This is a genomic window from Frigoribacterium salinisoli (genome assembly GCF_054781095.1).
The window spans coordinates 94,920-121,051 of record NZ_BAAGVB010000003.1 but is presented as its reverse complement, the minus strand read 5'-3'; the positions used below and the strand labels follow the sequence as shown (position 1 = coordinate 121,051).

General features: G+C 73.2%; 25 protein-coding genes and 1 tRNA gene. 13 read left to right on the top strand and 13 right to left on the bottom strand.

The window, feature by feature from the left end; all coding sequences use genetic code 11:
- Positions 1-571 precede the first annotated feature (571 nt).
- Positions 572-644 (bottom strand) — tRNA-Lys (locus tag ACYVHQ_RS08630).
- A gap of 103 nt (positions 645-747) precedes the next feature.
- Here ACYVHQ_RS08630 and ACYVHQ_RS08625 point away from each other — a divergent pair.
- The 3 genes from ACYVHQ_RS08625 to ACYVHQ_RS08615 all read left to right on the top strand — a co-directional run bounded on the left by ACYVHQ_RS08625 (position 748) and on the right by ACYVHQ_RS08615 (position 3,593).
- Entirely contained in the window at positions 748-1,380 is a 633-nt protein-coding gene (locus ACYVHQ_RS08625) for a DNA-directed RNA polymerase subunit beta (protein ID WP_460512093.1), read from the top strand.
- A gap of 726 nt (positions 1,381-2,106) precedes the next feature.
- Positions 2,107-2,700 (top strand): sigma-70 family RNA polymerase sigma factor, encoded by a 594-nt coding sequence (locus ACYVHQ_RS08620; RefSeq protein ID WP_460512091.1) that lies wholly within the window; start codon positions 2,107-2,109, stop codon positions 2,698-2,700.
- Positions 2,697-3,593, top strand: a complete 897-nt coding sequence (locus ACYVHQ_RS08615) for an anti-sigma factor (protein ID WP_460512090.1) — start codon at positions 2,697-2,699, stop codon at positions 3,591-3,593. Before ACYVHQ_RS08620 ends, ACYVHQ_RS08615 begins: the two co-directional genes overlap by 4 nt.
- A 78-nt stretch (positions 3,594-3,671) precedes the next feature.
- Here ACYVHQ_RS08615 and pstB read toward each other — a convergent pair whose 3' ends face one another.
- The 8 genes from pstB to ACYVHQ_RS08575 all read right to left on the bottom strand — a co-directional run bounded on the left by pstB (position 3,672) and on the right by ACYVHQ_RS08575 (position 12,789).
- Positions 3,672-4,451, bottom strand: a complete 780-nt coding sequence (gene pstB, locus ACYVHQ_RS08610; protein ID WP_460512088.1) for a phosphate ABC transporter ATP-binding protein PstB — start codon at positions 4,449-4,451, stop codon at positions 3,672-3,674.
- A gap of 28 nt (positions 4,452-4,479) precedes the next feature.
- Positions 4,480-5,577 carry a phosphate ABC transporter permease PstA gene (pstA, locus tag ACYVHQ_RS08605; RefSeq protein ID WP_460512086.1) on the bottom strand — a complete coding sequence of 366 codons (1,098 nt, stop codon included), beginning with the start codon at positions 5,575-5,577 and terminating at the stop codon, positions 4,480-4,482.
- Positions 5,577-6,539, bottom strand: coding sequence for a phosphate ABC transporter permease subunit PstC (gene pstC, locus ACYVHQ_RS08600; protein ID WP_460512084.1), 963 nt, complete (start codon positions 6,537-6,539; stop codon positions 5,577-5,579). Before pstC ends, pstA begins: the two co-directional genes overlap by 1 nt.
- Positions 6,540-6,657: 118 nt before the next feature.
- Positions 6,658-7,755 carry a phosphate ABC transporter substrate-binding protein PstS gene (gene pstS, locus ACYVHQ_RS08595; protein ID WP_460512082.1) on the bottom strand — a complete coding sequence of 366 codons (1,098 nt, stop codon included), beginning with the start codon at positions 7,753-7,755 and terminating at the stop codon, positions 6,658-6,660.
- Between the two features lie 229 nt (positions 7,756-7,984).
- Positions 7,985-8,929 (bottom strand): NUDIX hydrolase, encoded by a 945-nt coding sequence (locus ACYVHQ_RS08590; protein ID WP_460512080.1) that lies wholly within the window; start codon positions 8,927-8,929, stop codon positions 7,985-7,987.
- Positions 8,926-11,094: an RNA degradosome polyphosphate kinase gene (locus tag ACYVHQ_RS08585; protein WP_460512078.1), complete on the bottom strand. Its 2,169-nt coding sequence runs from the start codon at positions 11,092-11,094 to the stop codon at positions 8,926-8,928. The genes ACYVHQ_RS08590 and ACYVHQ_RS08585 overlap by 4 nt, the downstream gene beginning before the upstream one ends.
- Before the next feature lie 145 nt (positions 11,095-11,239).
- Complete coding sequence (mshD, locus tag ACYVHQ_RS08580) at positions 11,240-12,043, bottom strand: mycothiol synthase (RefSeq protein WP_460512076.1); 804 nt, start codon at positions 12,041-12,043, stop codon at positions 11,240-11,242.
- Between the two features lie 65 nt (positions 12,044-12,108).
- Complete coding sequence (locus ACYVHQ_RS08575; RefSeq protein WP_460512074.1) at positions 12,109-12,789, bottom strand: winged helix-turn-helix domain-containing protein; 681 nt, start codon at positions 12,787-12,789, stop codon at positions 12,109-12,111.
- A 90-nt stretch (positions 12,790-12,879) separates the two neighbouring features.
- On the opposite strand from ACYVHQ_RS08575, the gene ACYVHQ_RS08570 reads away from it, so the two are divergent.
- The 4 genes from ACYVHQ_RS08570 to ACYVHQ_RS08555 all read left to right on the top strand — a co-directional run bounded on the left by ACYVHQ_RS08570 (position 12,880) and on the right by ACYVHQ_RS08555 (position 16,375).
- Positions 12,880-13,188 carry a hypothetical protein gene (locus ACYVHQ_RS08570; protein WP_460512073.1) on the top strand — a complete coding sequence of 103 codons (309 nt, stop codon included), beginning with the start codon at positions 12,880-12,882 and terminating at the stop codon, positions 13,186-13,188.
- A 169-nt stretch (positions 13,189-13,357) separates the two neighbouring features.
- Positions 13,358-13,981: a nitrobindin family protein gene (locus ACYVHQ_RS08565; RefSeq protein ID WP_460512071.1), complete on the top strand. Its 624-nt coding sequence runs from the start codon at positions 13,358-13,360 to the stop codon at positions 13,979-13,981.
- Positions 13,971-15,143, top strand: coding sequence for a CAF17-like 4Fe-4S cluster assembly/insertion protein YgfZ (gene ygfZ / locus ACYVHQ_RS08560; protein WP_460512069.1), 1,173 nt, complete (start codon positions 13,971-13,973; stop codon positions 15,141-15,143). The genes ACYVHQ_RS08565 and ygfZ overlap by 11 nt, the downstream gene beginning before the upstream one ends.
- A gap of 83 nt (positions 15,144-15,226) precedes the next feature.
- Complete coding sequence (locus tag ACYVHQ_RS08555) at positions 15,227-16,375, top strand: FUSC family protein (RefSeq protein WP_460512067.1); 1,149 nt, start codon at positions 15,227-15,229, stop codon at positions 16,373-16,375.
- Positions 16,376-16,392: 17 nt separating this feature from the next.
- Here ACYVHQ_RS08555 and ACYVHQ_RS08550 read toward each other — a convergent pair whose 3' ends face one another.
- The gene (locus ACYVHQ_RS08550; protein ID WP_460512065.1) at positions 16,393-17,169 is read right to left on the bottom strand and encodes a class I SAM-dependent methyltransferase; all 777 of its coding nucleotides are present in this window, start codon (positions 17,167-17,169) and stop codon (positions 16,393-16,395) included.
- Between the two features lie 41 nt (positions 17,170-17,210).
- On the opposite strand from ACYVHQ_RS08550, the gene ACYVHQ_RS08545 reads away from it, so the two are divergent.
- Positions 17,211-17,963, top strand: a complete 753-nt coding sequence (locus tag ACYVHQ_RS08545; protein WP_460512063.1) for a phosphoglyceromutase — start codon at positions 17,211-17,213, stop codon at positions 17,961-17,963.
- Between the two features lie 103 nt (positions 17,964-18,066).
- Here the strand turns inward: ACYVHQ_RS08545 and ACYVHQ_RS08540 are convergent, their stop codons facing one another.
- Positions 18,067-18,600, bottom strand: coding sequence for an AAA family ATPase (locus ACYVHQ_RS08540; RefSeq protein WP_460512061.1), 534 nt, complete (start codon positions 18,598-18,600; stop codon positions 18,067-18,069).
- 67 nt (positions 18,601-18,667) lie between these two features.
- On the bottom strand, positions 18,668-19,318 hold the full coding sequence (gene phoU, locus ACYVHQ_RS08535; RefSeq protein WP_460512059.1) for a phosphate signaling complex protein PhoU: 651 nt from the start codon (positions 19,316-19,318) through the stop codon (positions 18,668-18,670).
- Positions 19,319-19,488: 170 nt separating this feature from the next.
- Between phoU and ACYVHQ_RS08530 the strand changes: the two genes are divergently transcribed.
- Together ACYVHQ_RS08530 and ACYVHQ_RS08525 are read left to right on the top strand one after the other, a co-directional pair.
- The gene (locus tag ACYVHQ_RS08530) at positions 19,489-20,817 is read left to right on the top strand and encodes a sensor histidine kinase (RefSeq protein ID WP_460512057.1); all 1,329 of its coding nucleotides are present in this window, start codon (positions 19,489-19,491) and stop codon (positions 20,815-20,817) included.
- Positions 20,814-21,494, top strand: coding sequence for a response regulator (locus ACYVHQ_RS08525; RefSeq protein ID WP_460512056.1), 681 nt, complete (start codon positions 20,814-20,816; stop codon positions 21,492-21,494). The genes ACYVHQ_RS08530 and ACYVHQ_RS08525 overlap by 4 nt, the downstream gene beginning before the upstream one ends.
- 85 nt (positions 21,495-21,579) lie before the next feature.
- Here ACYVHQ_RS08525 and ACYVHQ_RS08520 read toward each other — a convergent pair whose 3' ends face one another.
- Entirely contained in the window at positions 21,580-22,149 is a 570-nt protein-coding gene (locus ACYVHQ_RS08520) for a hypothetical protein (protein ID WP_460512055.1), read from the bottom strand.
- A gap of 147 nt (positions 22,150-22,296) precedes the next feature.
- Here ACYVHQ_RS08520 and ispD point away from each other — a divergent pair, with 147 nt between their 5' ends.
- The 3 genes from ispD to rlmB are packed head-to-tail and all read left to right on the top strand — an operon-like array spanning position 22,297 to position 26,105.
- Positions 22,297-23,646 carry a 2-C-methyl-D-erythritol 4-phosphate cytidylyltransferase gene (ispD, locus tag ACYVHQ_RS08515; RefSeq protein ID WP_460512053.1) on the top strand — a complete coding sequence of 450 codons (1,350 nt, stop codon included), beginning with the start codon at positions 22,297-22,299 and terminating at the stop codon, positions 23,644-23,646.
- Positions 23,647-23,655: 9 nt separating this feature from the next.
- On the top strand, positions 23,656-25,074 hold the full coding sequence (cysS, locus tag ACYVHQ_RS08510) for a cysteine--tRNA ligase (RefSeq protein WP_460512051.1): 1,419 nt from the start codon (positions 23,656-23,658) through the stop codon (positions 25,072-25,074).
- Positions 25,071-26,105 carry a 23S rRNA (guanosine(2251)-2'-O)-methyltransferase RlmB gene (gene rlmB / locus ACYVHQ_RS08505; RefSeq protein ID WP_460512050.1) on the top strand — a complete coding sequence of 345 codons (1,035 nt, stop codon included), beginning with the start codon at positions 25,071-25,073 and terminating at the stop codon, positions 26,103-26,105. Before cysS ends, rlmB begins: the two co-directional genes overlap by 4 nt.
- Positions 26,106-26,132 lie beyond the last annotated feature (27 nt).

Here is a 26,132-nt window from a genome sequence, read left to right as displayed (position 1 = left end):
CCTCGCTGCCGGGGCTGCCGGGGCTGCCGGGGCTGCCGGGGCTGCCGGGCTGTTGGGGCTGCTGCCCGGTGCGCAGGCGGTCCCGACCGCGCGAGGAGGGTCCTGCGCCGGTGGCCCCCGACGGGGCGTCGCCAGGACGGGGGCCGTGAGAGATGTCCGAATACCGCAAGAGCCCGCTGATGCGCATGGTGGCGACTCTCCCGCGGGGTTAGGGTCATCTGTGCATCCCGGCTGGTTACCGGGTGCACGTCGCCGCTGACGCGCACGTTCGTCTCCTGATCCGACGGACGAGACGCTCGCGGCGCAGCGTGCCCCCGCCCTTCGGGGTGGGGGCACGTCTCCCCTTCCCCCGCGCAGGAGGCGCGTCCCCGCCCCGCCGCGCAGCTCACCCGCCTGCCACGCCCGCCCGCCTGCACCGCGGTCGTCGAGGTGACGCTCGATGTCGCCTGCGCGCCCCCGAGGCCGCAGGTCGGGTCACATCGACGGCGGTCGCGCGGAGAGCTCGGAGGAGGGGCTCGGGGGTGGGGGTGCGGCAGTGGGGTGCACGGCAGTGGGGTGGGGCTGCTCCAGGTGGGCCCCGTGGGGCTCGAACCCACGACCCGCGGATTAAAAGTCCGATGCTCTACCGACTGAGCTAGAGGCCCGTTGCCCGTCAACCCTACGCGATCGAGTGCGACCGCCGACCTGGTCCGTTCGCCCTGGGCGACACCCGGTGCGGATGACTGTGGCGACGCCTATCGTGGGCCAGTGCCCAGAGAGTTCCACCGCCCCACGCAGTTCACGAACCAGGAGTTCGAGGCGTACCAGGGCGGCGCCGACCCCGCCACGCTGAACCGCGTCGCCCACGAGTCGGCCGCGGCGCTCGTCGCGCGCGTCAAGCACGACCCGGCGCCCGAGATCCTGGACCGCCTCGTCACCTTCACCGACTCGCACGGCATCGACGTCGTCGCCGAGCTGTGGGCGCGCGCGAGCCCGCACACCCTGCCGGGGGCGCTGTGGCGCATTTACCTGGTGCGGGCGGCGATCCGGGCGAACCCGGCCGAGACGACCCTCCTGTTCGAACGTGGCAGCGAGACGTCGCGCACGATCGACCCGGTCGTGGCGGGTGCTCCCGACCCCGCGACCCCGGGGGAGATCCTCGACCTGGCCGACCTGATCCTGCGGGGCGCCTTCGAGGGCGACTTCTCGCTCGCCCTCGACCGCGGGGCCGCGTTCTGCCGGCTCACGGCCGACGGCGCCACCTCGGTCGCGGACGACCTCGACGAGCACGCGGGTGACGAGCGCAGCAGCGAGCTGACGCGGCGGGCCCTGCGCTGGTCCGAGCTCGCGGTCGACCTCACCGCCTGCGCCGCGCTCTGGCGCGACGGCAGCCTGGACTGACCCACCCGGGAGCCGGCACGGGCGAGTCCGTCGTCCTCGGGCGTCCGCGTCGGCCCGGGGACGACGAACTCGCCCATCCGGCGGGACGACGCAACCGTCCGCGCCACCCCCGTTCGCACCGGGCGAACGCACCCGACGAGCCCTTCCGAGGTCGTCTACACTCGATCGAGCCGGGCCGCAGCAAACCCCGGGCTCCAAAATTCGCCGCTGCGAGCGGCCTTCCGCCGAGAGGCGTTTCTGCGGTCCGGCACCCCCTCCCACCCGCCCCTGGCGAGGTCGAGCACGGCTCCCTCGCGGCGGGGCTCCCGTCCCACGGCGCGACGAGCAGCGAAGGCGCCACGACCCCGCGGCGCGACGAGCAGCGAAGGCGCCACGACCCCGCGGCGCGACGACCCGACGACCACCGTCGGGGCCGCAGCGCGACGACGACCGGGTGAGCGCCCCAGGTGACCGACGGGCGTCGCCGCTCACCCGCCTCCTGCGCTGCCTCGCCCCCGGCACCACCCGCGGCGGGACGCCATCCGGGGCAATCCGCCCTGCTCCCGGTGCCGAACTCCTACACGTGAGGGATCGACTGATCTCCCCGGCACCGCCCACTCCCTGGGGCGGACGCCGAGCCGGTCCTCCACGGCAGCGGGCCTCGTCGAGGCCGTCCCAGACGGTGCCGGTGGAGGACCGGTCACGCACGACGACCGACGACAGGACGGACGAGGAGGTGGACCTGACATGCTTGCACTCGTGACCCGAGACATCGAGATGAGCGCAGCCGAGCAGCCGGCCACGCCGGACGAGCTGCTCGTCAAGGCGGCGCAGGGCGACCAGCAGGCCTTTGGCGAGCTCTACGACCAGACGGCGCCCCGCGTGATGGGCCTGGTGAAGCGGCTGCTGAAGGACCACTCCCAGTCCGAGGAGGTCACCCAGGAGGTGTTCCTCGAGATCTGGCAGACCGCGACCCGCTTCGACACGACGCGGGGCAGCGCCGCCAGCTGGATGCTGACGATGGCCCACCGTCGTGCGGTGGACCGGGTGCGCGCCTCGCAGGCCGGCCGTGACCGCGACGTGCGCATCGGCATCCGCGACCACGAGACCGAGTACGACCAGGTCAGCGAGAAGGTCGAGATCCGCCTCGAGCACGAGCGTGTGACGCGGGCGCTGGCCCGGCTCACCGAGCTGCAACGGCAGGCGGTGGAGTTGGCCTACTACGGAGGTTTCAGCCACAGCGAGGTGGCCGGGATGCTCAACGTGCCGCTCGGCACGGTCAAGACACGACTGCGCGACGGCATGATCCGCCTGCGCGACGAGATGGGGGTGGCATCGTGACCGGTCCTGACGACCCCACGACGACCGGCCGTCGCGGACGCGACGACCACGACACGGACGCGCTCTCCGGCGCGTACGTCCTGAACGCACTGACCGACGACGAGCGTCGGGCCTTCGAGGCCCGGCTCGCCGAGTCCGACGACCTGACCGAGGAGGTGACCGGCTTGACCGAGACCACGCTGCTCATGGCGCACGCCCTCGAGCCGGTGACGCCGTCGGCGTCGGTGCGGGCCGGCCTCATGGCCGCGATCGCGTCGACCCCGCAGCTGCCCCGCCTCGACGAGAGCACCGGCACCAGCACCAGCACGAGCGACCAGCAGGCCGGCACGGCCGAGCCCGCCCGCGTGCCGACCCCGACGGTCGAGCCCGTCGAGGACGAGCGCGCAGGAGGCGCGGTGCTGGCCCCCACGGGAGCGGCGCGCGCCCGGTGGTTCACCCGCCCCGTCGGCATCCTCGCGGCCTCGGCCGCGGCGGCAGCCCTCTTCTTCGGCGGCGGTGCCGTGATCGGCCAGCTCACCGCGCCCGCCCAGCAGGAACAGCAGCAGGCGTCGGGCATCGAGGAGATCTACGCGGCCGAGGACTTCCAGCGCGCGGTGACCGACGTGAGCACCGGCGGCACGGCCGCCCTGGTCTGGTCGAACGAGCTGCAGCGCTCGGCGGTCGTGGTCGACGGCCTCACGTCGCTGCCCGGCGACCAGACGTACGAGCTCTGGTACATCAACGAGTCGGGAGCGGCCCCGGCCGGCACGTTCGGCGTCTCGTCATCCTCGCCGCTCACGCAGGTGCTCGACGGCACGATGCAGCAGGGCGACACCATCGGCATCACGATCGAGCCGCAGGGCGGGTCCGAGAGCCCCACCTCGGAGCCCATCGCGGTGATCCAGAGCGCGTAGCGCCCCGGAAACGGCAGGAGGCGGTGGTCCCGATCGGGACCACCGCCTCCTGCCGTCCGCCCCGCAGGGCCGTGCCGATCAGCCGAAGCGGCCCGAGACGTAGTCCTCGGTCGCCTGGACGCTCGGGTTGGAGAACATCTTCGCGGTCTCGTCGTACTCGATGAGCTTGCCGGGCTTGCCCGTGCCCGCGATGTTGAAGAACGCCGTCTTGTCGCTCACGCGGCTGGCCTGCTGCATGTTGTGGGTGACGATGACGATCGTGTACTGCTGCTTGAGCTCCTCGATGAGGTCCTCGATGGCGAGCGTCGAGATGGGGTCGAGGGCGGAGCACGGCTCGTCCATGAGGACGATGTCGGGCGACACGGCGATGGCGCGCGCGATGCAGAGGCGCTGCTGCTGGCCGCCGGAGAGGCCCGAGCCGGGCTTGTCGAGGCGGTCCTTGACCTCGTTCCAGAGGTTGGCGCCCTGGAGCGACTTCTCGACGAGGGCGTCCGCGTCGGACCTCGTGATGCGACGGTTGTTGAGCTTGACGCCGGCGAGCACGTTGTCGCGGATGCTCATGGTGGGGAACGGGTTGGGGCGCTGGAACACCATGCCCACCTGGCGGCGGACCAGCACGGGGTCGACGCCCTGGCCGTAGAGGTCGTTGCCGTCGACGAGGACCTGGCCCTCGACGTACGCGCCGGGGATCACCTCGTGCATGCGGTTGAGCGTGCGGAGGAACGTCGACTTGCCACAGCCGGAGGGGCCGATGAAGGCGGTGACGGTGCGGGGCTCGATCGTGATGTCGACGTCCTCGACGGCCTTGAACTTGCCGTAGTAGACGTTGAGGTCGCTGACCTCGATGCGCTTGGACATGTGCTGCTTCTTTCGGGAGAGGGCGGCGTCAGCGGCCGAGCTTGGGGGCGAACAGGCGGGCGATGAGGCGGGCCAGGAGGTTGAGCGCCATGACGATGAGGATCAGCGTCAGCGCGCTGGTCCAGGCGCGGTCGATGTAGGCGGCCGCGTCGGTGCCCTGGCTCACGTAGGAGCTGTAGGCGAACACCGGGAGCGACTGCATGCGTCCGTCGAAGAGGTCGTAGTTCATGCTCGCCGTGAAGCCGGCGGTGATGAGTAGCGGGGCCGTCTCGCCGATCACGCGTGCGATGGAGAGCATGACGCCCGTGACGATGCCCGCGATGGACGTGGGGAGCACGACCTTGAGGATCGTGAGCCACTTCGGCACGCCGAGGGCGAAGGACGCCTCGCGGAGCTCGTTCGGGACGAGCTTGAGCATCTCCTCCGTGCTCCGGACGACCACGGGGATCATCAGCACCGCGAGCGCGACCGAGCCCGCCGCGCCCATGCGGACCCCTTCGCCGAAGAAGAGGACGAAGAGGGCGTAGGCGAACAGGCCGGCGACGATCGACGGGATGCCGGTCATGACGTCCACGAAGAAGGTGATGGCACGGGCGAGGCGCCCCTGGCCGTACTCGACGAGGTAGATCGCGGTGAGCAGGCCGATCGGCACGGAGATCACCGTGGCGAGCGCCGTGATGAGCAGCGTCCCCGTGAGGGCGTGCAGGCCGCCTCCGCCGGCGCCGACGACGTTCCGCATCGACATCGAGAAGAAGTCCCCGTCGAGGCGCGCGGCGCCGGAGGTGATCACGGTGACGAGCAGCGAGACCAGCGGCACGACGGCGATGACGAAGGCGGCGCTCACGAGCGTGGTGACGACGCGGTCCTTCGCACGGCGCACGCCCTCGACCTGGTACGAGACGACGAAGACGAGCACCGTGTAGAGGATCGTGCCCAGCACGATCGCCGTCGGCCAGTTGAGGCCGTCGGTGACCCCCGCCGCGGCCAGGAGGCCGAACGCGACGAGCATGACGAGCCAGCTGCCGACGAGGATCGCGAGCGGGCTGTACCGGGGCAGGCGGCCCGTGGTGAGCGTGTTGACGGTGCGGGAGGCGGGGCGCGTGGCCGCCGCGGTGGTGGTGGCCATCAGTTCGCTCCCGAGAAGGCCTTGCGGCGGTTGATGACGTAGCGGGCGATTGAGTTGACGATCAGGGTGATGACGAAGAGCACGAGGCCGGTCGCGATGAGCGTGTTGATGCCGATGTCGTGCGCCTCGGGGAAGCGCAGGGCGATGTTGGCGGCGATGGTCGACGAGTTCGTCGAGGTGAGGATCGCCGGGTTGATCACGAGCGCGGGCGAGAGCACGAGCGCCACGGCCATGGTCTCGCCGAGCGCCCGACCGAGGCCGAGCATGGCGGACGAGATGACGCCCGGGCGGCCGAACGGGAGGACGGCCACGCGGATCATCTCCCAGCGCGTCGCGCCGAGGGCGAGGGCGGCCTCCTCGTGCAGGGTCGGCGTCTGCAGGAACACCTCGCGGCTCAGTGCCGTGACGATCGGCAGGATCATCACCGCGAGGACGATCGAGGCCGTGAGGAGGGTGCGGCCGGTGCCGGAGACCGGGCCGGCGAAGAGGGGGAACCACCCGAAGGTGTCGACGAGCCATGAGTAGAAGGGCTGGATGGCCGGGGCGAGCACGATGCTGCCCCAGAGGCCGAAGACGACGCTGGGGACCGCTGCGAGCAGGTCGACGACGTAGCCGAGCCCCTGCGCGAGGCGTCGGGGCGCGTAGTGGGAGATGAAGAGCGCGATGCCGACGGCCACGGGGAGGGCCATGAGGAGCGCCAGGGCGGCCGCGTAGACCGTGCCGAAGGCCAACGGGCCGACGTACTGCCAGAAGGAGTCCGGGAAGCCCGACAGCGAGATGTCGTCGGGGTCGGAGGTGATCGCGGGGATGCTCTGGACGATGAGGAAGAGCGCGACGGCCGCGAGGATCGCGAGGATCAGCCCTCCGGCGACCACCGTGCTCGTGGAGAAGATGCGGTCGGCCGGACTGCGGCGCACGCGCGGCGTCCGCGCGGTCGCAGGGGTCGTGGCGGGGGCTGTCATCGGCCGGGTTCCTCCGTGTCTCGAGCTGGGGCCGTGCTGTTCGGGTCGGGCGGCGGCCCTGTCAGGCCGACGGCCCGGGACCGCCCGGAGGCGGTCCCGGGCCCGGGGTGGTGCCGTGCTACTTGATGAGCTCGATGGCCGAGGAGACCTGCTCCGAGAGCTCGCTCGAGATGGGCGCGCTGCCCGCGGCGTCGGCCGCGACCTGCTGGCCCTCGTCGCTCGTCACGTAGGAGAGGTACTCCTTGACGATCTCGCCCTGCGCCTCGTCCTCGTAGGACTCGCAGGCGATGAGGTAGCTCACGAGGACGATCGGGTAGACGCCCGACTCGGTCGAGCTGCGGTCGATCTCGATGGCGATGTCGCCCTCGGTGCGGCCCTCCTCCTCGGGGGAGGCGTCGACGATCGCGGCGGCACCCTCGGGCGAGTAGGTGACGAACTCGTCGCCGACCTTGATCTTGGCGACGCCCAGGTCACCGGCGCGCGACGCGTCGGCGTAGCCGATGGTCCCGGTGCCGTTGCTGACGGCGTCCACCATGCCGGTGGTCTGGTTCGCACCCTCGCCGCCGAAGGACTCGGGCCACACGCCGTCGGGCTCTTCCGTCCAGGCGTCGGGCGCCGTGGCGTGCAGGTAGTCGGTGAAGTTCTCGGTGGTGCCCGAGTCGTCCGAGCGGTGCACGGCCGTGATGGTCGTCGAGGGCAGCTCGGCGTCGGGGTTGTCGGCGACGATCTGGGGGTCGTCCCAGCTCGTGATCTCGCCGCTGAAGATGCCGGCGAGGACCGTCGGGCTGAGGTTGAGCTCGTCGACGCCCTCGAGGTTGTAGATGACCGCGATGGGGGAGACGTACGCGGGCAGCTCGACGATGCCGGTGTCGGGCGTGCAGCCCGCGAAGGTGCTGGACTCGATCTCGTCCTTCTTGAAGGCGCGGTCCGAGCCGGCGAAGGCCGCGGCGCCCGCGATGAAGCTCTCACGGCCGCCGCCGGAGCCCTGCGGGTCGTAGTTGATGGTCACGTCGGGGTTCGCGGTCTGGAAGCCTGCGGTCCAGGCCTCCTGCGCCGAGCCCTGCGACGAGGCGCCGATGCCGGCGATCGTGCCGGAGAGGCTGGAGTCGCTCGAGCCCTCGGTCGAGGAGCCGCCCTCGTTGGACGCGCAGGACGCGAGGAGGAGGGTGCCGACCGCGGCGATGGCCGCGATGCTGCCGGTGCGCTTGAAGTTCACAGGGGTTCCTTTTCGGGGATGTGATGTCAGGGTTGCCTGGGCCTGGTGCCGACCCGCCCGTGACGCTACGTCCGGTCGGTGACCACGGTCGTCTGCCTCGGTGAACGGGAGGTGAACGAGGCCCCAACACCTGGCGTTCCAGGCCTGGAGGAGCGGGGCCGCGACCGGTCCGTCCACCGGCGCCCGGGACTCCTGCGCCGTGCCCCCGGGCGGCTCTCGGACGAGCCGCTCAGGCCATCGGTCCGTGCGTCTCGACGGCCACGAGCCGGTGCTCGTCGACCGAGACGTGCAGCACCGTGTAGTCGGCCGTGCCGAGCGAGGAGGCCCGGCGCACGTCGAGGCGGTCGCCGCCCTTCGTGTGGCGCGTCACCTGCCGCACGATCTCGGGCAGCACCGGGCCGTGGCTGCAGAGGACGGTCGAGCGCTGCTTCTTGAGCCGCTTCTTGACCACCGCCGCGACGTCGGCCTCGTCGCGCTCGAAGGCGTCCTGGCTGAGGTCGTCGGTCTGCCGGACGCCCACGTGCAGCAGCTGCGAGACGGGTTCGAGCGTGGCGAGGCAGCGTGCGGCGGTGCTGCTGACGAGGCGTTCGGGCGCCCACGCGGCCAGTGCGGTCGCGACGGCCTTCGCCTGCTTGCGCCCCCGGGGCAGCAGCGGTCGGGTCGCGTCGGAGCCGGACCACTCGGAGGGGGAGACGGCGGCGCCGTGCCGGAGGGCGACGAGCGCGAAGGTGCGGAGGGAGCGGGTGGCGACGCGGTCGGCGAAGCGGTCGAGCACCTCGGCGTCGCGCTCGTAGGTGAGCATGTCGCGGGCCGTGGGCACCGGGACCCAGTCGATGGCGGCGACCTCGTCGTTGGCCGTGAAGCCACCGGCGGCCCGGTGGGCGGCCTCGGTGACCTCGGCCGCCCAGTAGTGCACCACCTTGTCGCGGCCGCCGGGCAGGAGGTACTCGGCCGTGCCGAGCGGGGCGCCGAGGGCGACCCGGTAGCCCGTCTCCTCGTGGATCTCCCGCACCGCGGTGCGCGGCGTCGCCTCGCCCTCGTCGACCTTGCCCTTGGGCAGGGAGACGTCGCCGTGGTGCTCGCGGTGCACGAGCAGCACGAGCACCTCGCCGCGCACCTCGCGCCAGCAGACCGCTCCCGCGGCCACGACCGTCGTCGCCGTCACGGTGGTCACCGGGCGCTGCGCTTCCGCTGCGAGATCTGTCGCACGAGCGCGTTCTGCAGGTCCGTGAGGGGCTTGCCCTCCTCGTCGCGGGCGTGCCGCGTCCACGTGCCGTCGGCGGCGAGCCACCACGACGCCGTGTCGTCGGACATCGCGGTGTCGAAGAGCCCGGCGATCTCGGCGACGTGGTCCTCCTGGGTGAGGCGGACGAGGGCCTCGACGCGACGGTCGAGGTTGCGGTGCATCATGTCGGCGCTGCCCATGAAGACCTGCGGGTCGCCGCCGTTCGCGAACCAGAAGAGGCGGGAGTGCTCGAGGTAGCGACCGAGGATCGACCGGACGCGGACGGTCTCGCTGAGGCCGGGCTCGCCGGGCTTGATGCCGCAGATGCCGCGCACCCAGACGTCGACCGGGACGCCGGCCTGGCTCGCCCGGTAGAGCGCGTCGATCACCTGCTCGTCGACGATCGAGTTGATCTTGATCTTGATGCCGGAGGGCCGCCCCGCCTGGGCGTGCTCGATCTCGGTCTGGACGTGCTTGAGCAGGCCGCGGCGCAGGTAGCGCGGCGCGACGAGCAGGCGCTTGAACTTCTTCTCGATGGCGTAGCCGGAGAGCTCGTTGAAGAGGCGCGTGAGGTCCTTGCCGACCTGGTCGTCGGCGGTGAAGAGGCCGAGGTCCTCGTAGATGCGGCTCGTCTTCGGGTTGTAGTTGCCCGTGCCGATGTGGCTGTAGTGCCGCAGCGTGCCCTTCTCCTGGCGGACGACGAGCGCGAGCTTGCAGTGCGTCTTGAGCCCGACGAGGCCGTAGACGACGTGCACTCCCGCCTTCTCGAGCTTGCGGGCCCAGGTGATGTTGTTCTGCTCGTCGAAGCGCGCCTTGATCTCGACGAGGGCGAGCACCTGCTTGCCGGCCTCGGCCGCGTCGATGAGGGCCTCGATGATGGGGCTGTCGCCGCTCGTGCGGTAGAGCGTCTGCTTGATGGCGAGCACGTTGGGATCGGCGGCGGCCTGCTCGAGGAACGCCTGCACGCTCGTCGCGAAGGACTCGTACGGGTGGTGCACGAGCACGTCCTGTCGCGCGATGCTGGCGAACATGTCGGGCTTCATGTTCGGCTCGGTCGGCTGCAGCTGCAGCGCCGTCGTGGGCAGGTGCTTGGCGTACTTGAGGTCGGCCCTCGAGAGCTTGGTCAGTTCGAAGAGGCCCGCCAGGTCGAGCGGCGCCGGCAGGCGGTACACCTCTTGGTCGGTGACGTCGAGCTCGCGGACGAGCAGCTCGAGGGTGACCGGGTCCATGTCGTCGGTGATCTCGAGCCGGATCGGCGGACCGAAGCGACGCCGCAGCAGCTCGCGCTCGAGCGCCTGGATGAGGTTCTCGGACTCGTCCTCGTCGACCTCGACGTCCTCGTTGCGCGTGACGCGGAAGACGTGGTGCTCGACGATCTCCATGCCCGGGAAGAGGTCCTGGAGGTGGTTGGCGATGAGGTCCTCGAGGGTGATGAACCGGACGCGACCGCTGTCGTCGTCGGGGAGCTGCACGAAGCGGGGCAGGACCTGCGGCACCTTGAGGCGCGCGAACTCCTGTCGACGCGTCTTGGGGTTGCGGACGCGCACCGACAGGTTGAGCGAGAGCCCCGAGATGTAGGGGAACGGGTGCGCCGGGTCGACGGCGAGCGGCATGAGCACCGGGAAGATCTGCTCGCTGAAGACCTCGCGCATGCGCACGCGGTCGGCCTCGTCGAGGTCCGACCAGTTCTCGATGTGGATCCCCGCGTCGTCGAGGTCGGGCTTGACGAGGTCGAGGAACGCGCGAGCGTGGCGTTCTTGCAGCTCGTGCGCCGTGCGGCTGATGTCGGCGAGGACGTCGTTGGGGCCGCGCCCCACGTTCGTCGGGACGGCGAGCCCGGTCGCGATCCGGCGCTTGAGGCCCGCGACGCGGACCATGAAGAACTCGTCGAGGTTGCTGGCGAAGATGGCCAGGAAGTTCGCCCGCTCGAGCAGCGGCGTGCTGGGGTCCTCGGCGAGCTCGAGCACCCGCTGGTTGAAGGCGAGCCAGCTCAGCTCCCGGTCGAGGTAGCGCTCGGCGGGCAGCCCGCCCTCCTCGAAGCTGACGATCTCGTCGAAGTCGTCGAGGAAGTCCGGGGTGACGCCGGCGCCGTCGACACGGGGTTCGCTGTCCATCCCGTCATCCTGCCACCGTGGCGGCGCTGCGGAGGCACGGCGTCGGTGAACGGGGGATGACGCCCGGTCGTCCGTCGCCGGAGCGGGCGAGCACGGCCTCCTGCCCTGGCGCTCCTGCTGCGCCCGGGCCCCGCTCCTGCTCCGATCAGCGCCGCAGCAGGTGCTGCACGTCGATCGCGTGGTCGCTGAAGCCGCGCGAGGCGTAGAGCCGCAGCGCGGCGGCGTTGTCGCCCTCGACGTAGAGCGACGCGGTGTCGAGCCCCCGCTGGGAGAGGCGCACCAGCCCGGCGTCGACGACGGCGCCGCCCAGCCCCTCGCCCTGGTGGTCGGGGCTCACGGCGACGGCGTAGTACTCGCCCGGCGAGCCCGGCTCGACCTTGAGCCAGCACGACGCGAGCAGCTCGTCGCCGCGGCGCAGCAGGAGCAGGTCGTCGGCGTCGAACCAGTCCTCCGCGAGGCGCGCGTCGAGGTCGGAACGGCCCAGGCCGCCCTGCTCGGGGTGGTCGGCGAACGCGCGGCCGTTGAGGTCGAGCCAGGCCTCCTCGTCGACCCCGGGCCGGAAGGCCGCGATGCGGTCCCCGTCGCGCAGACGCGGCGCGCGTGGCTGGGTCGGCACGGGGGCCCGCTGCTGCAGGAGGGTGCGGACGGCGTCGAAGCCGGCCCGCTCGGCGAGCACGCGCGAGCCCGGCAGGTCGCCGTGCGCCCAGGCCGCGAGGTCGCCCGTGGTCTCCTCGAGCACGCGCCCGAGCAGGGCGGTGCCCAGCCCCCGCCGTCGGTGGTCGGGGTGCACGACCAGCTCGACCTCGCCCGCTCGCAGGACGGCTGCGGCACGGCCGTCGCCGAGCACCCGCGCCCGGCCCGCGCGGGCGTCGACGAGGGCCTGGTCCGAGAAGGGCGGTGCGCCGTCGACCGCCGAGGCGTCGCGGGCGAGGTCGTCGAGGAACGTCATGGCCGCAGCCTACGAGCGGGTCAGGAGGCCCGCCCGGGGGACCGGGCCCGCCGCGGCCGGGCGCGTCACGGCACGACCGCGCCGACCTCCTCGTCGTAGAGGTTGAAGCGATAGCCGACGTTGCGGACGGTGCCGATGAGCGAGTCGAGCTCGCCGAGCTTCGCGCGCAGGCGCCGCACGTGCACGTCGACCGTGCGCGTGCCGCCGAAGTAGTCGTAGCCCCACACCTCGCTGAGCAGCTGCTCGCGCGTGAACACGCGCGACGGGTGCGTGGCGAAGAAGCGGAGCAGCTCGAACTCCTTGAAGGTGAGGTCGAGCGTGCGGCCGTGCACCTTCGCCGAGTAGCTGGCCTCGTCGATGACGACGCCGGAGGCCTGGATCTTCGAGCCCGTGTCCTGGTGCGCCGCGCGCCCCGTCACGAGCCGGATGCGGGCGTCGACCTCGGCGGGCCCGGCCGTCTCGAGGACGACGTCGTCAGCGCCCCACTCGGCGTTGACCGCGGTGAGGCCGCCCTCGGTGAGCACGAGGACGAGGGGCACCGCGAGGCCGGTGGTGCGGAGGATCTTGCACAGGGACTTCGCGGCCGCGAGATCGGTGCGGGCGTCGACGAAGACGACGTCGCTCGGAGGGGCGGACACGAGCTGCGCGGGTTCGGCCGGGATCTGCCGGGTACGGTGGCTCAGGAGGCCGAGCGCCGGGAGCACGTCCGTGCTCGTGGCAGAGGTCAGTACCAAGAGCTGCGCCACGGGACCTCCAGGGGTTTCGACTGTCCTGGAGTCTAGGACAACGGCGCGGAGCGCCAGGGCCACCGGCCCGGCCCGGACGGAGGACCACCAGTGGACGCCAGCACGCACACCCCCGGCGCGACCGCGGCGACGACCGGTGCGCAGCGCCGTCTCAAGCCGCTCACGATCGTGCCCGTCTGGCTGCTCACCCTCGCCGCGGCGGTCGTCATCGGCGTGACGTCGTCCGGGGACGACGCCTACCTCTGGCTGCCCCTGGCGCTGGCGGGGGCGGTGCTCGTCACGTTCGTGCTCCAGCTCGCGACCAGCCAGAAGGACGGCCTCGTCTCCCGCACGATGCTGAGCACCGGCGGCAGCCTGGTGATCCTGGCCCTCGCGACCCTGGTCGTCGAACTGGCCTGACGGCGCGGCCTACTGCTGTCGGTGGTCGACGCGTAGGCTGAGGGCATGGATTCCCTCCTCGCCCTCGAGGTGTTCTACGTCGGCCTCCTCGGCCTGGCGTCGCTCGCCATCGCCTTCGTGTCCGTGGTCGTGCTCGTGAAGCTGTTCAAGGGTCAGCGCTGAGCCGTCCATGATCGACATCCCCACCGACCTCCCCGCCGAGATCGTCCCCCTGTCCTGGCTCCTCGGCGTGTGGGAGGGCACCGGCGTCGTCGACTACAAGATCGGCGACGGCGACCCCGACCTCGAACCGGGCACCGAGCGGCGCACCCACGAGTTCGGGCAGCGCATCAGCTTCAGCCACGACGGCCTGCCGTTCCTCAACTACAGCTCGTTCACCTGGCTGCTCGACGACGAGCGCACGCCCCTGGCGAGCGAGTCCGGCTACTGGCGCCTCGAACGACCCGCCGAGGTGGGCGACCGCGGCCCGGGCATGCTGCCCGGCGTCGGCGTGCAGCCGTACACCTCCGCGCAGACGGTCGAGATCCTCAGGAGGCCCGACGACGGCTTCGGCCTGGAGGTCCAGCTGGTGCACCCCACCGGCGTCAACGAGCTCTACCTGGGTCGGGTCGCGGGGCCGCGCATCGACCTGTCCACCGACGCCGTCCTCCGCTCGAGCAACGCCAAGGAGTACTCGGCGGCGACGCGCATGTACGGCCTCGTCGAGGGGCACCTGCTCTGGGCGTGGGACATCGCCGCCCTCGGTCAAGAGCTGCGGACGCACGCCTCGGGGCGGCTCGCGCGTGTCGACTGACGCGGTCGTCGACGAGCCGGCCCCGGCCTCCTGGGGCGCCCTCGCCGCGCGCCCGGGCTTCGTCGGCCTCGAGCCCGTCCTGCCCGACGGTCCCTTGGCCGCCGCCCATTTCGGCAACCCCATGAGCGAGCAGCGACCGCTCCTGGCGGGCACCGCGGTGGTCGACCTCAGCGACCGCGGCGTCGTCACGGTGACCGGACCGGACCGCCTCAGCTGGCTGCACTCGCTGACGAGCCAGGACCTGACCTCGCTGGCGCCCGGTGGGTCGACCGAGACCCTGCTGCTCGACGCCAGCGGGCGCCTCGAGCACGCGATGCGCGTCGTCGACGACGGCGAGACCAGCTGGCTGCTCGTCGACGGTCCCGAGGCCGCACCGCTCGCCGCCTGGCTCGACCGCATGCGCTTCATGCTGCGCGTCGAGGTCGCCGACCGCAGCGCCGAGGTGGCGACGGTCGGCGCGCTCGGAGCCGTGGAGCTGCCGGTCCCGGTGCTCGCCCCGTCGGGCACGCCCGTCGTGTGGATCGACCCGTGGCCCGGCGTGCTGCCGGGCGGGCACGGCTACGCCGCCGCCGAGGGGCACCCCGGGGCCGCCTGGACCTACCGCGAGGTGCTCATCGCCCGCACCGACCTGCCGGCGCTGGCCGCCTCCGACCTGCCGGTCGTCGGCCAGCTCGCGCTCGAGGCGCTCCGGGTCGAGGCCTGGCGCCCGCGCTGGTCGACCGAGGTCGACGACCGCGCGATCCCGCACGAGGTCGACTGGCTGCGGACCGCGGTGCACCTCGCCAAGGGCTGCTACCGGGGGCAAGAGACCGTGGCCAAGGTGCACAACCTCGGCCACCCGCCGCGGCGCCTCGTGATGCTGCACCTCGACGGGTCGGACGCCGTGCTGCCGACGCCGGGCGACCAGATCGTCCTCGCCGAGCCCGGCGCCGACCTCCTGACCGCCCGCAGCATCGGGACGGTCACCGTCGCGGCCCTGCACCACGAGCTGGGGCCGGTCGCCCTCGCCCTGGTCAAGCGCTCCGCCGACGTCGACGCCCCGCTCGCCGTCCTCGCGGGCGACACCGTCGTCGCCGCCGCCCAGCAGACGATCGTGCCGCCGAGCGCAGGAGCCTCGGCCGGCGTGCCCCGGCTGCCGCGGCTCGGAGCCGTCCGCCGCTGACCGTGCGCGGCGGAGCCCCGCAGCCCCCGTCCGAGCGCGGCGGGGGACCAGGTGCCCTGGCGCCCGCCACGTCGCCGGTCGCCGTGCCCGTCGTCGGCTGGCTCGGCCGCGCCGGTGGGCGCGCCGCGGGCGCCCTCGTGGCGGCCGGGTTCGACCCGCGCGGCGCCCTCGCGCGAACGATCGGCTCGCTGCCCGCGATCGTGCAGCTCGTGCTCGCCGTGTCCGTCTCGTACGCCCTCACCCACGTGGTGCTCGGCCACGAGGTACCGCTGCTCGCCGTGACGGTGACGCTCACCTCGCTCGGCCTCGCCCGCGACGCCCGGCCGCGCCAGGTGCTCGAGACCGCCGTCGGCGTGGTGAGCGGCATCGCCCTCAGCGAGCTGCTCCTGCTCGTGCTCGGCAAGGGGCTCTGGCAGGTGGGGGTGGTGCTGCTCGTCGTGCTCGTCGTCGGCCGCTTCGCCTCGCCGAGCGCGGGCTTCACGATCGCCGCCGCCACCCAGTCCATGCTCGTCGTGCTGCTGCCCGACCCCGACGGGGGCCCCTTCGTCCGTAGCGTCGACGGGAGCGTCGGCGGACTCGTGGCGCTCGCCGTGACAGCGCTCGTGCCGCGCGGGGTCGTGCGGACGGTGCACCGCGACGCCCAGGCCCTCGTCGCCGAGCTCGACGGCGCCCTCGGGGCCCTCGTCGACGCGCTGCGCACCGACGACGTCCGACGGGCCGACGCCGCCGTCCGCCGCCTGCGCGGCACGCAACCGCTGCTCGACGCCTGGGGCTCGAGCCTCGACGCGGCCCGCTCGACCGCGCGCTTCTCGCCGTTCCTGCGGCCGCGGGCGGCGCACCTCCTGCAGGTCGAGGAGCTGCGCCGCGACCTCGACCTCGCGGTCCGCAACCTCCGCGTCATCGCCCGGCGCATCGACACGTCGATCGGCGACGGGAGGGTCCGCACCGAGGTCGCCGACGTCGTCGCCGAGCTGCGGCTCGCGGTGCAGCTGCTCGGCGCCTCGGTCGAGGAGCCGGTGCGCGGCGACGACCTGCACGGCGACGCCCAGCGCGGCGACGCCCGCGAGCGGCTCACCGTCGTGGCGCGGCAGCTCGACCCGACGGTGCTGGTGGCGGGGCAGCCCGTCACCGAGCAGATCGTCGTGCTCATGCTGCGGCCGCTCGTCGTCGACCTGCTCATGGCGACCGGCTTGCCGCACGCGCGGGCCAGGGCGCTGCTCGCACCGCTCTGACGCGCACGGTCGGGCCGTCAGTCGCGCGGGGCGACCGCCGACCAGGGCAGGCTGAGCTCGCCCAACCGCCAGCGCGACCGGCCGTGCAGCACGGGCCACCCGGCCGCCTGCAGCCCCTGCACCGTGGCCAGCCACCGCTGCACCGGCCCGAACGTCGACCAGCCGGCTGCCGTCGCCCACTGCCGGTCGAGCTCGACGAGCAGGTCGTGCACCCGCTCGCCCGGCACGTTCCGGTGGATGAGCGCCTTCGGCAACCGCTCGGCGACGATCGACGGCACCTCGAGGTCGGCCAGGCGCAGGCTGACGGTGAACGTCGTCGGACCACCGGCCCCGACGTCGACCCAGCTCGAGACGCGCCCGATCTCGTCGCAGGTGCCCTCGACGAGCACGCCGCTCGGCTGCAGCCGGTCGGTGACGAGCCGCCAGGCGTCGGCGACGTCGGCCTCGTCGTACTGGCGCAGCACGTTCGAGGCGCGCACGACGACCGGACGGCGACCCGCCTCGAGCGGCACCTCGAAGCCGCCGACCCTGAAGCTCACGCCCGGGCGGGCCGAGAGGGCGGCGTGCCGCACGCGCTCGGGGTCGATCTCGACGCCGACCACCTCGACGTCCGGGCGCACGCGCGACAGCCGCTGGTGCAGCTCGAGCGTGGTCGTGGCGCTCGCCCCGAACCCCAGGTCGACCACGAGCGGGTCGTCCGCGCGGCGGAGCGCGGGCAGGGCGGCGATCCAGCGGTCGACGCGCCGGAGGCGGTTGGTCCCGGTCGTCCCGCGGGTGACGGCTCCGATGGGCATGCGTCGAGTCTGCCGCAACCCCCGATCGGTAGGGTGGCGGCATGACTTCGACGCTCATCCTCCTCAGGCACGGCAACAGCGAGTGGAACCAGCAGAACCTGTTCACGGGGTGGGTGGACGTCCGCCTCAGCGAGAAGGGGCGGGAGGAGGCGCGCCGCGCCGGCGAGCTCATCCGCGACTCGGGCCTCCTGCCCGACGTGCTCTACACGTCGGTGCTCACGCGCGCCATCCAGACCGCGAACATCGCGCTGGACGAGGCCGACCTCGCCTGGCTGCCCGTCAAGCGCTCGTGGCGGCTCAACGAGCGCCACTACGGCGCCCTGCAGGGCAAGGACAAGGCGCAGACGCTCGAGGAGTACGGCCCCGAGCAGTTCCAGACCTGGCGCCGGTCGTTCGACGTGCCGCCGCCCGCCCTCGACGACGACGACCAGTGGTCGCAGGCGCACGACCCGCGCTACGCCGAGATCGACGGCGACCTGCCGCGCACCGAGTCGCTCGCGCTCGTCATCGACCGCATGCTGCCCTACTGGGAGTCCGACATCACGAAGGACCTCGCGGCCGGCCGCACCGTGCTCGTCACAGCGCACGGCAACTCGCTGCGTGCGCTCGTCAAGCACCTCGACGGCATCTCGGACGACGAGATCGCCGAGCTGAACATCCCCACCGGGATCCCGCTCGTCTACCAGCTCGACGACGAGCACCGCCCCACGGGCCCGGCCGAGTACCTCGACCCGGAGGCCGCCGCCGCCGGCGCGGCCGCGGTCGCGGCCCAGGGCAAGAAGTCGGGCCTCTAGGCGCGGCTGCCGCCTGCACCCACGACGGCCCGGCACCCTCGCGGTGCCGGGCCGTCGTGCGTCTCCGGGCGGCCGTGCACGGTCGCGGCTCCGCGCCCGGCGGTCAGCTGAAGTGCTCACCGATCTCGGTGACGAGAGCGTCCAGGTCGACCTCGCCGCCGGCGTCGACGCGCACGACGGGCCAGGCGCCGAGGGGCACGGCGCCCGCGACCCGCTCCGGCCAGCCCTCGCGGACCTCCTGCGCCGTGCCGTGCAGGCGCGACCGCGCCCCGCTCTCGACCCGCTCGAGGGTGCGCCGGAGGGCGACCTCGGGGTCGACGTCGCACCAGACCTCGACGGTGCGCGGCCGGCCGGCGCGCTCGAGCCCTGCCCGCACCACCTCGCGGTCGCGTCCGGCGTGGAACGCGGCCTCCACGACGACGCCCGCCTCGATCTCGGCGGCGAGCGACCAGACGGCGTCGGTCGCGACGGAGCGGAGGCCCGACGGGGCGACGACGGGCCCGGTCAGGCCGGCCAGGGACTCCTGCACGACGTCGACCGAGAGCGCTGGGCAGCCGAGCACGGCCGCGAGGGTGCGGGCGAGGGTGGTCTTCCCGGAGCCGGGAAGGCCGTTGACGAGGATCGCGACGGAGGCCATGCACCCATCTTGACGGGACGGGGCCCGGGTCGACGACGCGACCCGGGCCCCGGCACGGCAGGACGGCTCAGGACTCGGGGACCCAGTCGCCCGTGGCGAGGTACTGCACCTTCTTGGCGATGGAGACCGCGTGGTCGGCGAAGCGCTCGTGGTAGCGCGAGGCGAGCGTCGAGTCGACGGTGTCGACCGCCGCGCCCTTCCAGGTCTCGCCGAGCACCTTGTCGAACACGCTGAGGTGCAGCTCGTCGATGCGGTCGTCGTCGTTGCGGATCTCTTCGGCGAGGCGCACGTCTTCGGTGGTGAGCAGCTCGGTGAGCTTGCGGGCGATCGCCACGTCGAGCTCGCCGAGCTCCTTGAAGGTCGGGCGCAGCGACTTCGGCACGACCTTCTCGGGGAAGCGGTAGCGCGCGAGCTGCGCGATGTGCTCGGCCATGTCGCCCATGCGCTCGAGCGAGGCGCTGACGCGCAGCGCGCTCACGACGATGCGGAGGTCGCGCGCGACCGGGTTCTGGCGGGCGAGGATGTCGATGGCGAGCTCGTCGAGCGCGACCGCGCGCTCGTCGATCTTGACGTCGTCGGCGATGACGCGCTCGGCGAGCGAGACGTTGGAGTCGTTGAACGCGGTGGTCGCGTTCTCGATCGAGACCGCGACGAGCGACGCGATCTCGACGAGTCGCTCCTGCACCTCTTGGAGCTCTTGCTGGAACACTTCGCGCATGTCGTCGACCGACCCTCTCGTCACCGGGGCTGAGCAGCCCGCACAGTCCCGACGAGCCTCGCGCCCCGAGGCCAACGAACGGTGAACTGCGCCTGAACTCTGTCCAACGTACAACGGGCCACCGACACCGGGGTGCGGGCACCCCGGTGGGGGTCACTATCGTGAGGACCATGGACTCGCCCTGGCTGGTGCCGCTGTCGCTGGCCTTCGGTGCCGTCGTGGGCGTCGCCGTGGTGCTGCTGGTGCTCTCCGCCGAGCGTCGAGCCCGGCGTGCCGCCGCCCTCACCGAGGTGGCCCTGCCCGACGGCGTCGACGCCGTGCTCGACGCGCTCGAGTCCGCCGGCCTGGTCGTCGACCCCTCCGGCAACGTGGTCAAGGCCTCCCCGGGGGCCGTCTCCCTGGGCCTCGTCTCGGCACAGAAGCAGATCGTCCACCCGCAGATCGAGGAGCTCGTCGCCGCGGTGCGGCGCGAGGGGCGACCGGAGGCGCGGGAGCTCTCCGTCGCCCGGGCGCGCGTCGGCGAGGCCGTGCTCGCCCTGCACGTGCGCGCGGCCCTGCTGGGCGGGCGCTACGTGCTCGTGCTCGCCGAGGACCGCACGGAGGGGCGGCGCCTCGACGACATGCGGCGCGACTTCGTGGCGAACATCTCGCACGAGCTGAAGACGCCGATCGGGGCCGTGGGGCTCCTCGCCGAGGCGCTCGAGTCCGCGTCGGCCGACGCCGACCAGGTGCGCTACTTCGCCTCGCGCCTCACCAAGGAGGCCGGGCGCCTGGGGCGGCTCACCCAGGACATCATCGAGCTGTCGAGGCTCCAGGCCAGCGACGTGCTGGAGCAGAGCGAGCTCGTCGACGTCCGCGACGTGGTGGCCGCGGCTCTCGACCGCAACCGCGTCGAGGCCGACGCCCGCGGGATCAGGCTCGTGGGCCGTTCGGGCAAGAGGGCGCGCGTGACGGGCGACCCCGCGCTGCTCACCACCGCGATCGACAACCTGGTGTCGAACGCCGTGCACTACTCGCCCGAGGGGTCGCGCGTGGGCGTGGGGGCGACCGTCGACGGCGAGGGCTTCGTCGAGGTGTCGGTGACCGACCAGGGCGACGGGATCCCCGAGGACGAGCTCGACCGCGTGTTCGAGCGCTTCTACCGCGTCGACCCTGCCCGGTCGCGCCGGACGGGCGGCACCGGCCTCGGGCTGGCGATCGTCAAGCACGTCGTCCAGAACCACGGCGGCGACGTGCGGGTCTGGTCGCAGCTCGGCAAGGGGTCGACGTTCACGGTGCGACTGCCGGCCACCGTCGTCGAGCCAGGTCCCGACGAACCCGAAGAGCCCGACGACGTCGACGAGCCCGACGAGGCCGACGGGCCCGCCGCCGTCGACGGGGCCGCCCCTGCAGACCCCGCCGCCGCCCTGCGCGGCGCGCACCGGCGCACCGCCCCCACCCACCCGAGTCGCACACCCGAGCCGGCGACGGCTCCTGGCCGAGGAGACACCCCGAGATGACCCACATCCTGATCGTCGAGGACGAGGAGTCGCTGAGCGGACCGCTCGCGTACATCCTGGAGCGCGAGGGCTACACGGTCACCGTGGCCGAGGACGGCCCCTCCGCCGTCACCAGCTTCGACGCGGGGGGCGTCGACCTGGTGCTGCTCGACCTCATGCTGCCGGGGATCCCCGGCACCGAGGTGTGCCGCGAGATCCGCACCCGCTCGCAGGTGCCGATCGTCATGCTGACGGCGAAGGACAGCGAGGTGGACGTCGTGGTGGGCCTCGAGCTGGGCGCCGACGACTACGTGACCAAGCCGTACTCGACCCGGGAGCTGCTCGCCCGCATCCGGGCGGTGCTGCGCCGGCGCGTCGACGTGGAGGACGTGCCCGACAGCGTGCTCGAGGCCGGGGACATCCGCATGGACGTCGAGCGCCACGTCGTCTCCGTGCGCGGCGAGGAGATCGCGATGCCGCTCAAGGAGTTCGAGCTGCTCGAGATGCTGCTGCGCAACGCGGGCCGGGTCCTCACGCGCGGGCAGCTCATCGACCGCGTGTGGGGCTCCGACTACTTCGGCGACACGAAGACGCTCGACGTGCACATCAAGCGCATCCGGTCGAAGGTCGAGGAGGTGCCGAGCGAGCCCCGTGCCCTCGTCACCGTGCGCGGGCTCGGCTACCGCATCGAGGCCTGACCGGCGGCGGGACGGGGCCAGGGCCCCGGACGCGACGACGCCCCCTGGTCCGAGGACCAGGGGGCGTCGTCGCGCGCGGGGCGCGTCAGTCGGTGGTCGCCTCGGGCGACGGGGTGCCGTCCTCGTCCTCGAGCAGGGGCGTCGGCGACGTCTGGTCGCCCTCGACGGGCGTGGGCAGCAGCGTGGAGTACTCGGGGAACGCGCCGGTGAGCACGGGCACGTCGATGGTCGTGCCGGTCTCGGCCCCGTACTGCACGAAGACGGGCAGCAGGGCCCCGGGCGTGACGTCGAGGTCCTCGAGCACGAGCTGCTCGGCGTCGGCGCTGGTGCCCCGACGCACCTCGGTGCCGGCGGGGACGTCGACGGTCTGCGTCTCGGTGCCGGTCGCGGTCTCGTACTCGAAGCGGACCTCGGCGTCGTCCTCGCTCGAGTTGAGCAGGACCATGACGAGGCTCGCCTCGGAGCCCTCGTCGGTGACGGCGAGCACGTTGCGGAGGGCGACGTCGCCGACGGTGGCGTTGACGCCGTCGACGACGTGGTCGATCGCGAAGGTGTGCTGGGGGGCGATGAAGTTGCACCCCGCGGCGAGGACCGCGACGCTGCCGGCCAGGACGGTGGCCGCAGCGGTGCGCAGGGTCACGGGGGCGATCTTCACGGGTCCTCCAGGGGTCGGTGCAGGGGTGCAGCGGGGCCACGAGGGCCCTCTGTCCAGCCTAGCGGCGGGCGCGGCGGTAGGGGCGCGGGACGGCTCTGCCAGTGGCCCCCAATGGTACCCTGGCGCCCTCAGATCGGAGTCCCAGGCATGCAGTCAGAACTCGACGAGGCCTCCGCCGCCGAGCACCGCGAGGCCGACGTCGACCCCCTGGGCGCCGTGCGGCGCGCGGTCGTGGTGGTGGCCGCGGGCAGCGGCACCCGGTTGGCGCAGGGGCGTCCCAAGGGCTTCGTGCCCGTCTCCGGGGCGACCGTGCTGGAGCGCTCCCTCGGGGCGCCGTTCGCGAGCGAGGTGCCGACCCAGGTGGTCGTCGTGGTCCCCGCACCGCTGCTCGAGGAGTCCCGGGCGCTGGTGGCCGCCGTCGCGGGCGCCGCGGCGCCCTACGCGTCGGTCGTCGCAGGAGGCTCCACCCGGCAGGGCTCCGTCGCCGCCGGTCTCGAGGCCCTCGCCCCCGGCGTCGAGACGGTGCTCGTGCACGACTGCGCGCGCCCCTTCACCCCCACGGCCCAGTTCGACCTCGTCGCCGCGACCGTCGAGTCGTCGGGCGACGGCGTCGTGCCGGGGCTGCCCGTGACCGACACGATCAAGCGCGTGGCGCCCGACGCCGAGGTGCTCGGCACGGTCGACCGCAGCGAGCTCGTGGGCGTGCAGACGCCGCAGGGGTTCCCGCGCGGGCCGCTCGTGGCGGCCTACGCCGCCGCGACCGCCGAGCACACCGACGACGCCGCCCTCTTCGCCGCGGCGGGGCACCGGGTCGTCGTCGTGCCGGGCGACGCCTCGGCCTTCAAGATCACCACCCCGTGGGACCTCCGTCGCGCCGAGGCGCTCGTGGCCGAGCAGGAGGCTCGGGCCCCGTCCGGGGCGCCGGCGGTACCGACCCCCGACCGGGCCGGGCCGCCCCTGCAGCGGCACCGGAGCCTCCGGACCGGCATCGGCGTCGACGTGCACGGCTACGACGCCGAGCAGCCGATGCACCTGGGGCTGCTGCACTTCGAGGGCGAGCCGGGGCTCGCCGGTCACAGCGACGGCGACGCGGTCGCGCACGCCGTGGTCGACGCGCTGCTCTCGGCGGCGGGGCTGGGCGACATCGGTTCGCTCTTCGGCACCGACGACCCCCGGTTCTCGGGCGCCTCGGGCGAGGTGTTCCTCGAGGCGACCCTCGACGAGCTGACGCGGGTGGGCGCGCAGGTCGTGAACGTCGCCGTGCAGGTGGTGGGCAACCGGCCGCGCCTGGCCCGTCGGCGCCTCGAGATGGAGGCGCGGCTGATGGAGGTCGTGGGTGCCCCGGTCAGCGTGAGCGCGACGACCACCGACGGTCTCGGCTTCACCGGGCGCAGCGAGGGCGTGACGGCGCTGGCGACCGCGCTCGTGGCCTTCGTCGCGCACCCGCGGCGGGACGTCGGCGGTCACGCCGACGACGCCGGGCACGACGTTCACTAGCCTGGGGCGGTGACCATCCGCCTCTGGGACTCCCGCGCCCAGGCCCTCGTCGACTTCGTCCCCCTCGAGCCCGGCAGGGTCGGCCTGTACGTCTGCGGGCCCACCGTGCAGTCGTCGCCGCACATCGGGCACCTGCGCTCGGCCCTCGTCTACGACCTGTGGCGCCGCTGGTTCACCCACCGCGGCCTCGAGGTCACGCTCGTGCGCAACGTGACCGACATCGACGACAAGGTGCTCGCCCTCGCGGCCGGCACGGCGGAGGAGTGGTGGGCGCGTGCCTACCGCGTCGAGCTCGAGTTCTCGGCCGGCTACGCGCGCCTCGGGGTGCTGCCGCCGACCTACGAGCCCCGGGCGACCGCCAGCATCGGCGAGATGCAGCAGATCGTGCAGCGCCTGCTCGACCGGGGCCACGCCTACGTGTCCGGCGACGGCTCGGGCGACGTCTGGTTCGACACCGCGAGCTGGGAGCCGTACGGCGAGCTCACCCGTCAGGGCGCCGACGACACGGTGCCCTCGGCCGACGCGGGCGGCCACGCCAAGCGCGACCCGCGCGACTTCGCCCTCTGGAAGGGCCGCAAGGACGACGAGCCGGCGTCGGCGAACTGGCCGAGCCCGTGGGGCGAGGGCCGGCCGGGCTGGCACATCGAGTGCTCGGCCATGTCGCGCCGCTACCTCGGCGCCGAGTTCGACATCCACGGCGGCGGGCTCGACCTGAGGTTCCCGCACCACGAGAACGAGCTCGCGCAGTCGACGGCGGCCGGTGACGCCTTCGCCCGGCACTGGTTGCACAACGGCCTGGTCGCGGTCGAGGGGCAGAAGATGTCGAAGTCGCTCGGCAACTCGGTGTTCGCCGCCGAGCTGCTCGGGGCCGCGCGCCCGGTCGTCGTGCGGTACTTCCTCAGCGCGGCGCACTACCGGTCGACGATCGACTACCACGACGGTGCGCTCGAGGAGGCCGAGGCCGCCCTCGACCGCGTCGAGACGTTCCTCGCCCGGGCCGAGCGCCGCCTGGCCGGGACCCGCTTCGCGGGCGCGGGCTCCCGGGTCGTGCCCGACGCCTTCGGCGCCGCCATGGACGACGACCTCAACGTGCCGCAGGCGCTCGCGGTCCTGCACGACGCCGTGCGCACCGGCAACTCGGCGCTCGACGACGACGACCTGGAGGTCGCGGCCCGCGAGCGGCAGCACGTGCAGGCCATGGTCGCCGTGCTGGGCATCGACCCGACGGCGCCCGAGTGGCGCGGCGAGGGCGACGACGCGGCGCACCGAGCGCTCGGCGTGCTCGCTGACGTACTCTTGGCCGAACGCCAGCGGGCGCGCGCCGAGCGCGACTTCGCCCGGGCCGACGAGATCCGCGCCCAGCTCACGAGCGCCGGCATCACCATCGAAGACACCCCCAGCGGGTCGCATTGGAGCCTCGAACAGTGAAGAACACCGAAGGAGCCCGCAAGGGCCGCCCCGGCGCCGTCCGCCAGGGCAGCAAGGGCAAGCAGGTCGGTTCGGGCGGCCAGGGGCGGCAGGCGCTCGAGGGCAAGAAGCCGACCCCGAAGGCCGAGGACCGCCCGTACCACCCCGCCGGCAAGCGCAAGCTCGCCAACGAGCGCCTCGAGGCGGCCCGCGGGCGCTCCGGCGGCAGCGGTCGCGGCGGTGCCGTCGCCGGTCGGGGCAAGCAGGAGGCCCCGCGGCGCCGCCCGGGACAGGCCGACGACGCCGAGATGGTCACGGGGCGCAACAGCGTGCTCGAGGCCCTGCGCACGCGCATCCCCGCGACGGCCCTCTACGTGGCCGCCCGCATCGAGATGGACGACCGCGTGCGCGACATCCTCGCACTGGCCACGCGTCGCGGCGTGCCCGTCATGGAGGTCATGCGCCCCGAGCTCGACCGGCTCACCGGGCCGGACAGCGTCCACCAGGGCGTCGCCATCAAGGTCCCGCCGTACGAGTACGCGCACCCCGAGGACCTCCTCGCGGCCAGCCTCGGTCGCCGGCAGACCCCGCTCTTCGTCGCCCTCGACGGGATCACCGACCCGCGCAACCTCGGGGCGATCATCCGCTCCGTCGGCGCGTTCGGCGGCCAGGGCGTCATCGTCCCGCAGCGCCGCTCGGTGGGCCTGACGGCGTCGGCCTGGAAGACCTCGGCGGGCGCCGCGGCGCGCATCCCGGTCGCCATGGCCTCGAACCTCACCCAGACGCTGAAGCAGTTCAAGCAGCAGGGCGTCTTCGTCGTGGGCCTCGACGGCGACGGCGACGTCGAGCTGCCGGGCCTCGAGCTCGCCGACCGGCCGCTCGTGGTCGTCGTCGGCAGCGAGGGCAAGGGCCTGTCGCGCATCGTCGCCGAGACCTGCGACGCGATCGTGTCGATCCCGATCACCGGCGCGGTCGAGTCGCTCAACGCCGGCATCGCGGCCTCGGTGACCCTGTACGAGATCTCGAAGCTGCGCGGCGCCGGACGCGACTGACGCCACCGGGGCGGCCCGCGCCTCCTG

What these genes read in the sequence shown, in the direction of transcription:
- ACYVHQ_RS08620 (WP_460512091.1), top strand. Translation starts at nt 2,107, where the DNA reads ATGCTTGCACTCGTGACCCGAGACATCGAGATGAGCGCAGCCGAGCAG.
- pstB (WP_460512088.1), bottom strand. Translation starts at nt 4,451, where the DNA reads ATGTCCAAGCGCATCGAGGTCAGCGACCTCAACGTCTACTACGGCAAG.
- pstA (WP_460512086.1), bottom strand. Translation starts at nt 5,577, where the DNA reads ATGGCCACCACCACCGCGGCGGCCACGCGCCCCGCCTCCCGCACCGTC.
- pstC (WP_460512084.1), bottom strand. Translation starts at nt 6,539, where the DNA reads ATGACAGCCCCCGCCACGACCCCTGCGACCGCGCGGACGCCGCGCGTG.
- ACYVHQ_RS08585 (WP_460512078.1), bottom strand. Translation starts at nt 11,094, where the DNA reads ATGGACAGCGAACCCCGTGTCGACGGCGCCGGCGTCACCCCGGACTTC.
- mshD (WP_460512076.1), bottom strand. Translation starts at nt 12,043, where the DNA reads ATGACGTTCCTCGACGACCTCGCCCGCGACGCCTCGGCGGTCGACGGC.
- ACYVHQ_RS08565 (WP_460512071.1), top strand. Translation starts at nt 13,358, where the DNA reads ATGATCGACATCCCCACCGACCTCCCCGCCGAGATCGTCCCCCTGTCC.
- ACYVHQ_RS08550 (WP_460512065.1), bottom strand. Translation starts at nt 17,169, where the DNA reads ATGCCCATCGGAGCCGTCACCCGCGGGACGACCGGGACCAACCGCCTC.
- ACYVHQ_RS08545 (WP_460512063.1), top strand. Translation starts at nt 17,211, where the DNA reads ATGACTTCGACGCTCATCCTCCTCAGGCACGGCAACAGCGAGTGGAAC.
- ACYVHQ_RS08540 (WP_460512061.1), bottom strand. Translation starts at nt 18,600, where the DNA reads ATGGCCTCCGTCGCGATCCTCGTCAACGGCCTTCCCGGCTCCGGGAAG.
- phoU (WP_460512059.1), bottom strand. Translation starts at nt 19,318, where the DNA reads ATGCGCGAAGTGTTCCAGCAAGAGCTCCAAGAGGTGCAGGAGCGACTC.
- ACYVHQ_RS08530 (WP_460512057.1), top strand. Translation starts at nt 19,489, where the DNA reads ATGGACTCGCCCTGGCTGGTGCCGCTGTCGCTGGCCTTCGGTGCCGTC.
- ACYVHQ_RS08525 (WP_460512056.1), top strand. Translation starts at nt 20,814, where the DNA reads ATGACCCACATCCTGATCGTCGAGGACGAGGAGTCGCTGAGCGGACCG.
- ispD (WP_460512053.1), top strand. Translation starts at nt 22,297, where the DNA reads ATGCAGTCAGAACTCGACGAGGCCTCCGCCGCCGAGCACCGCGAGGCC.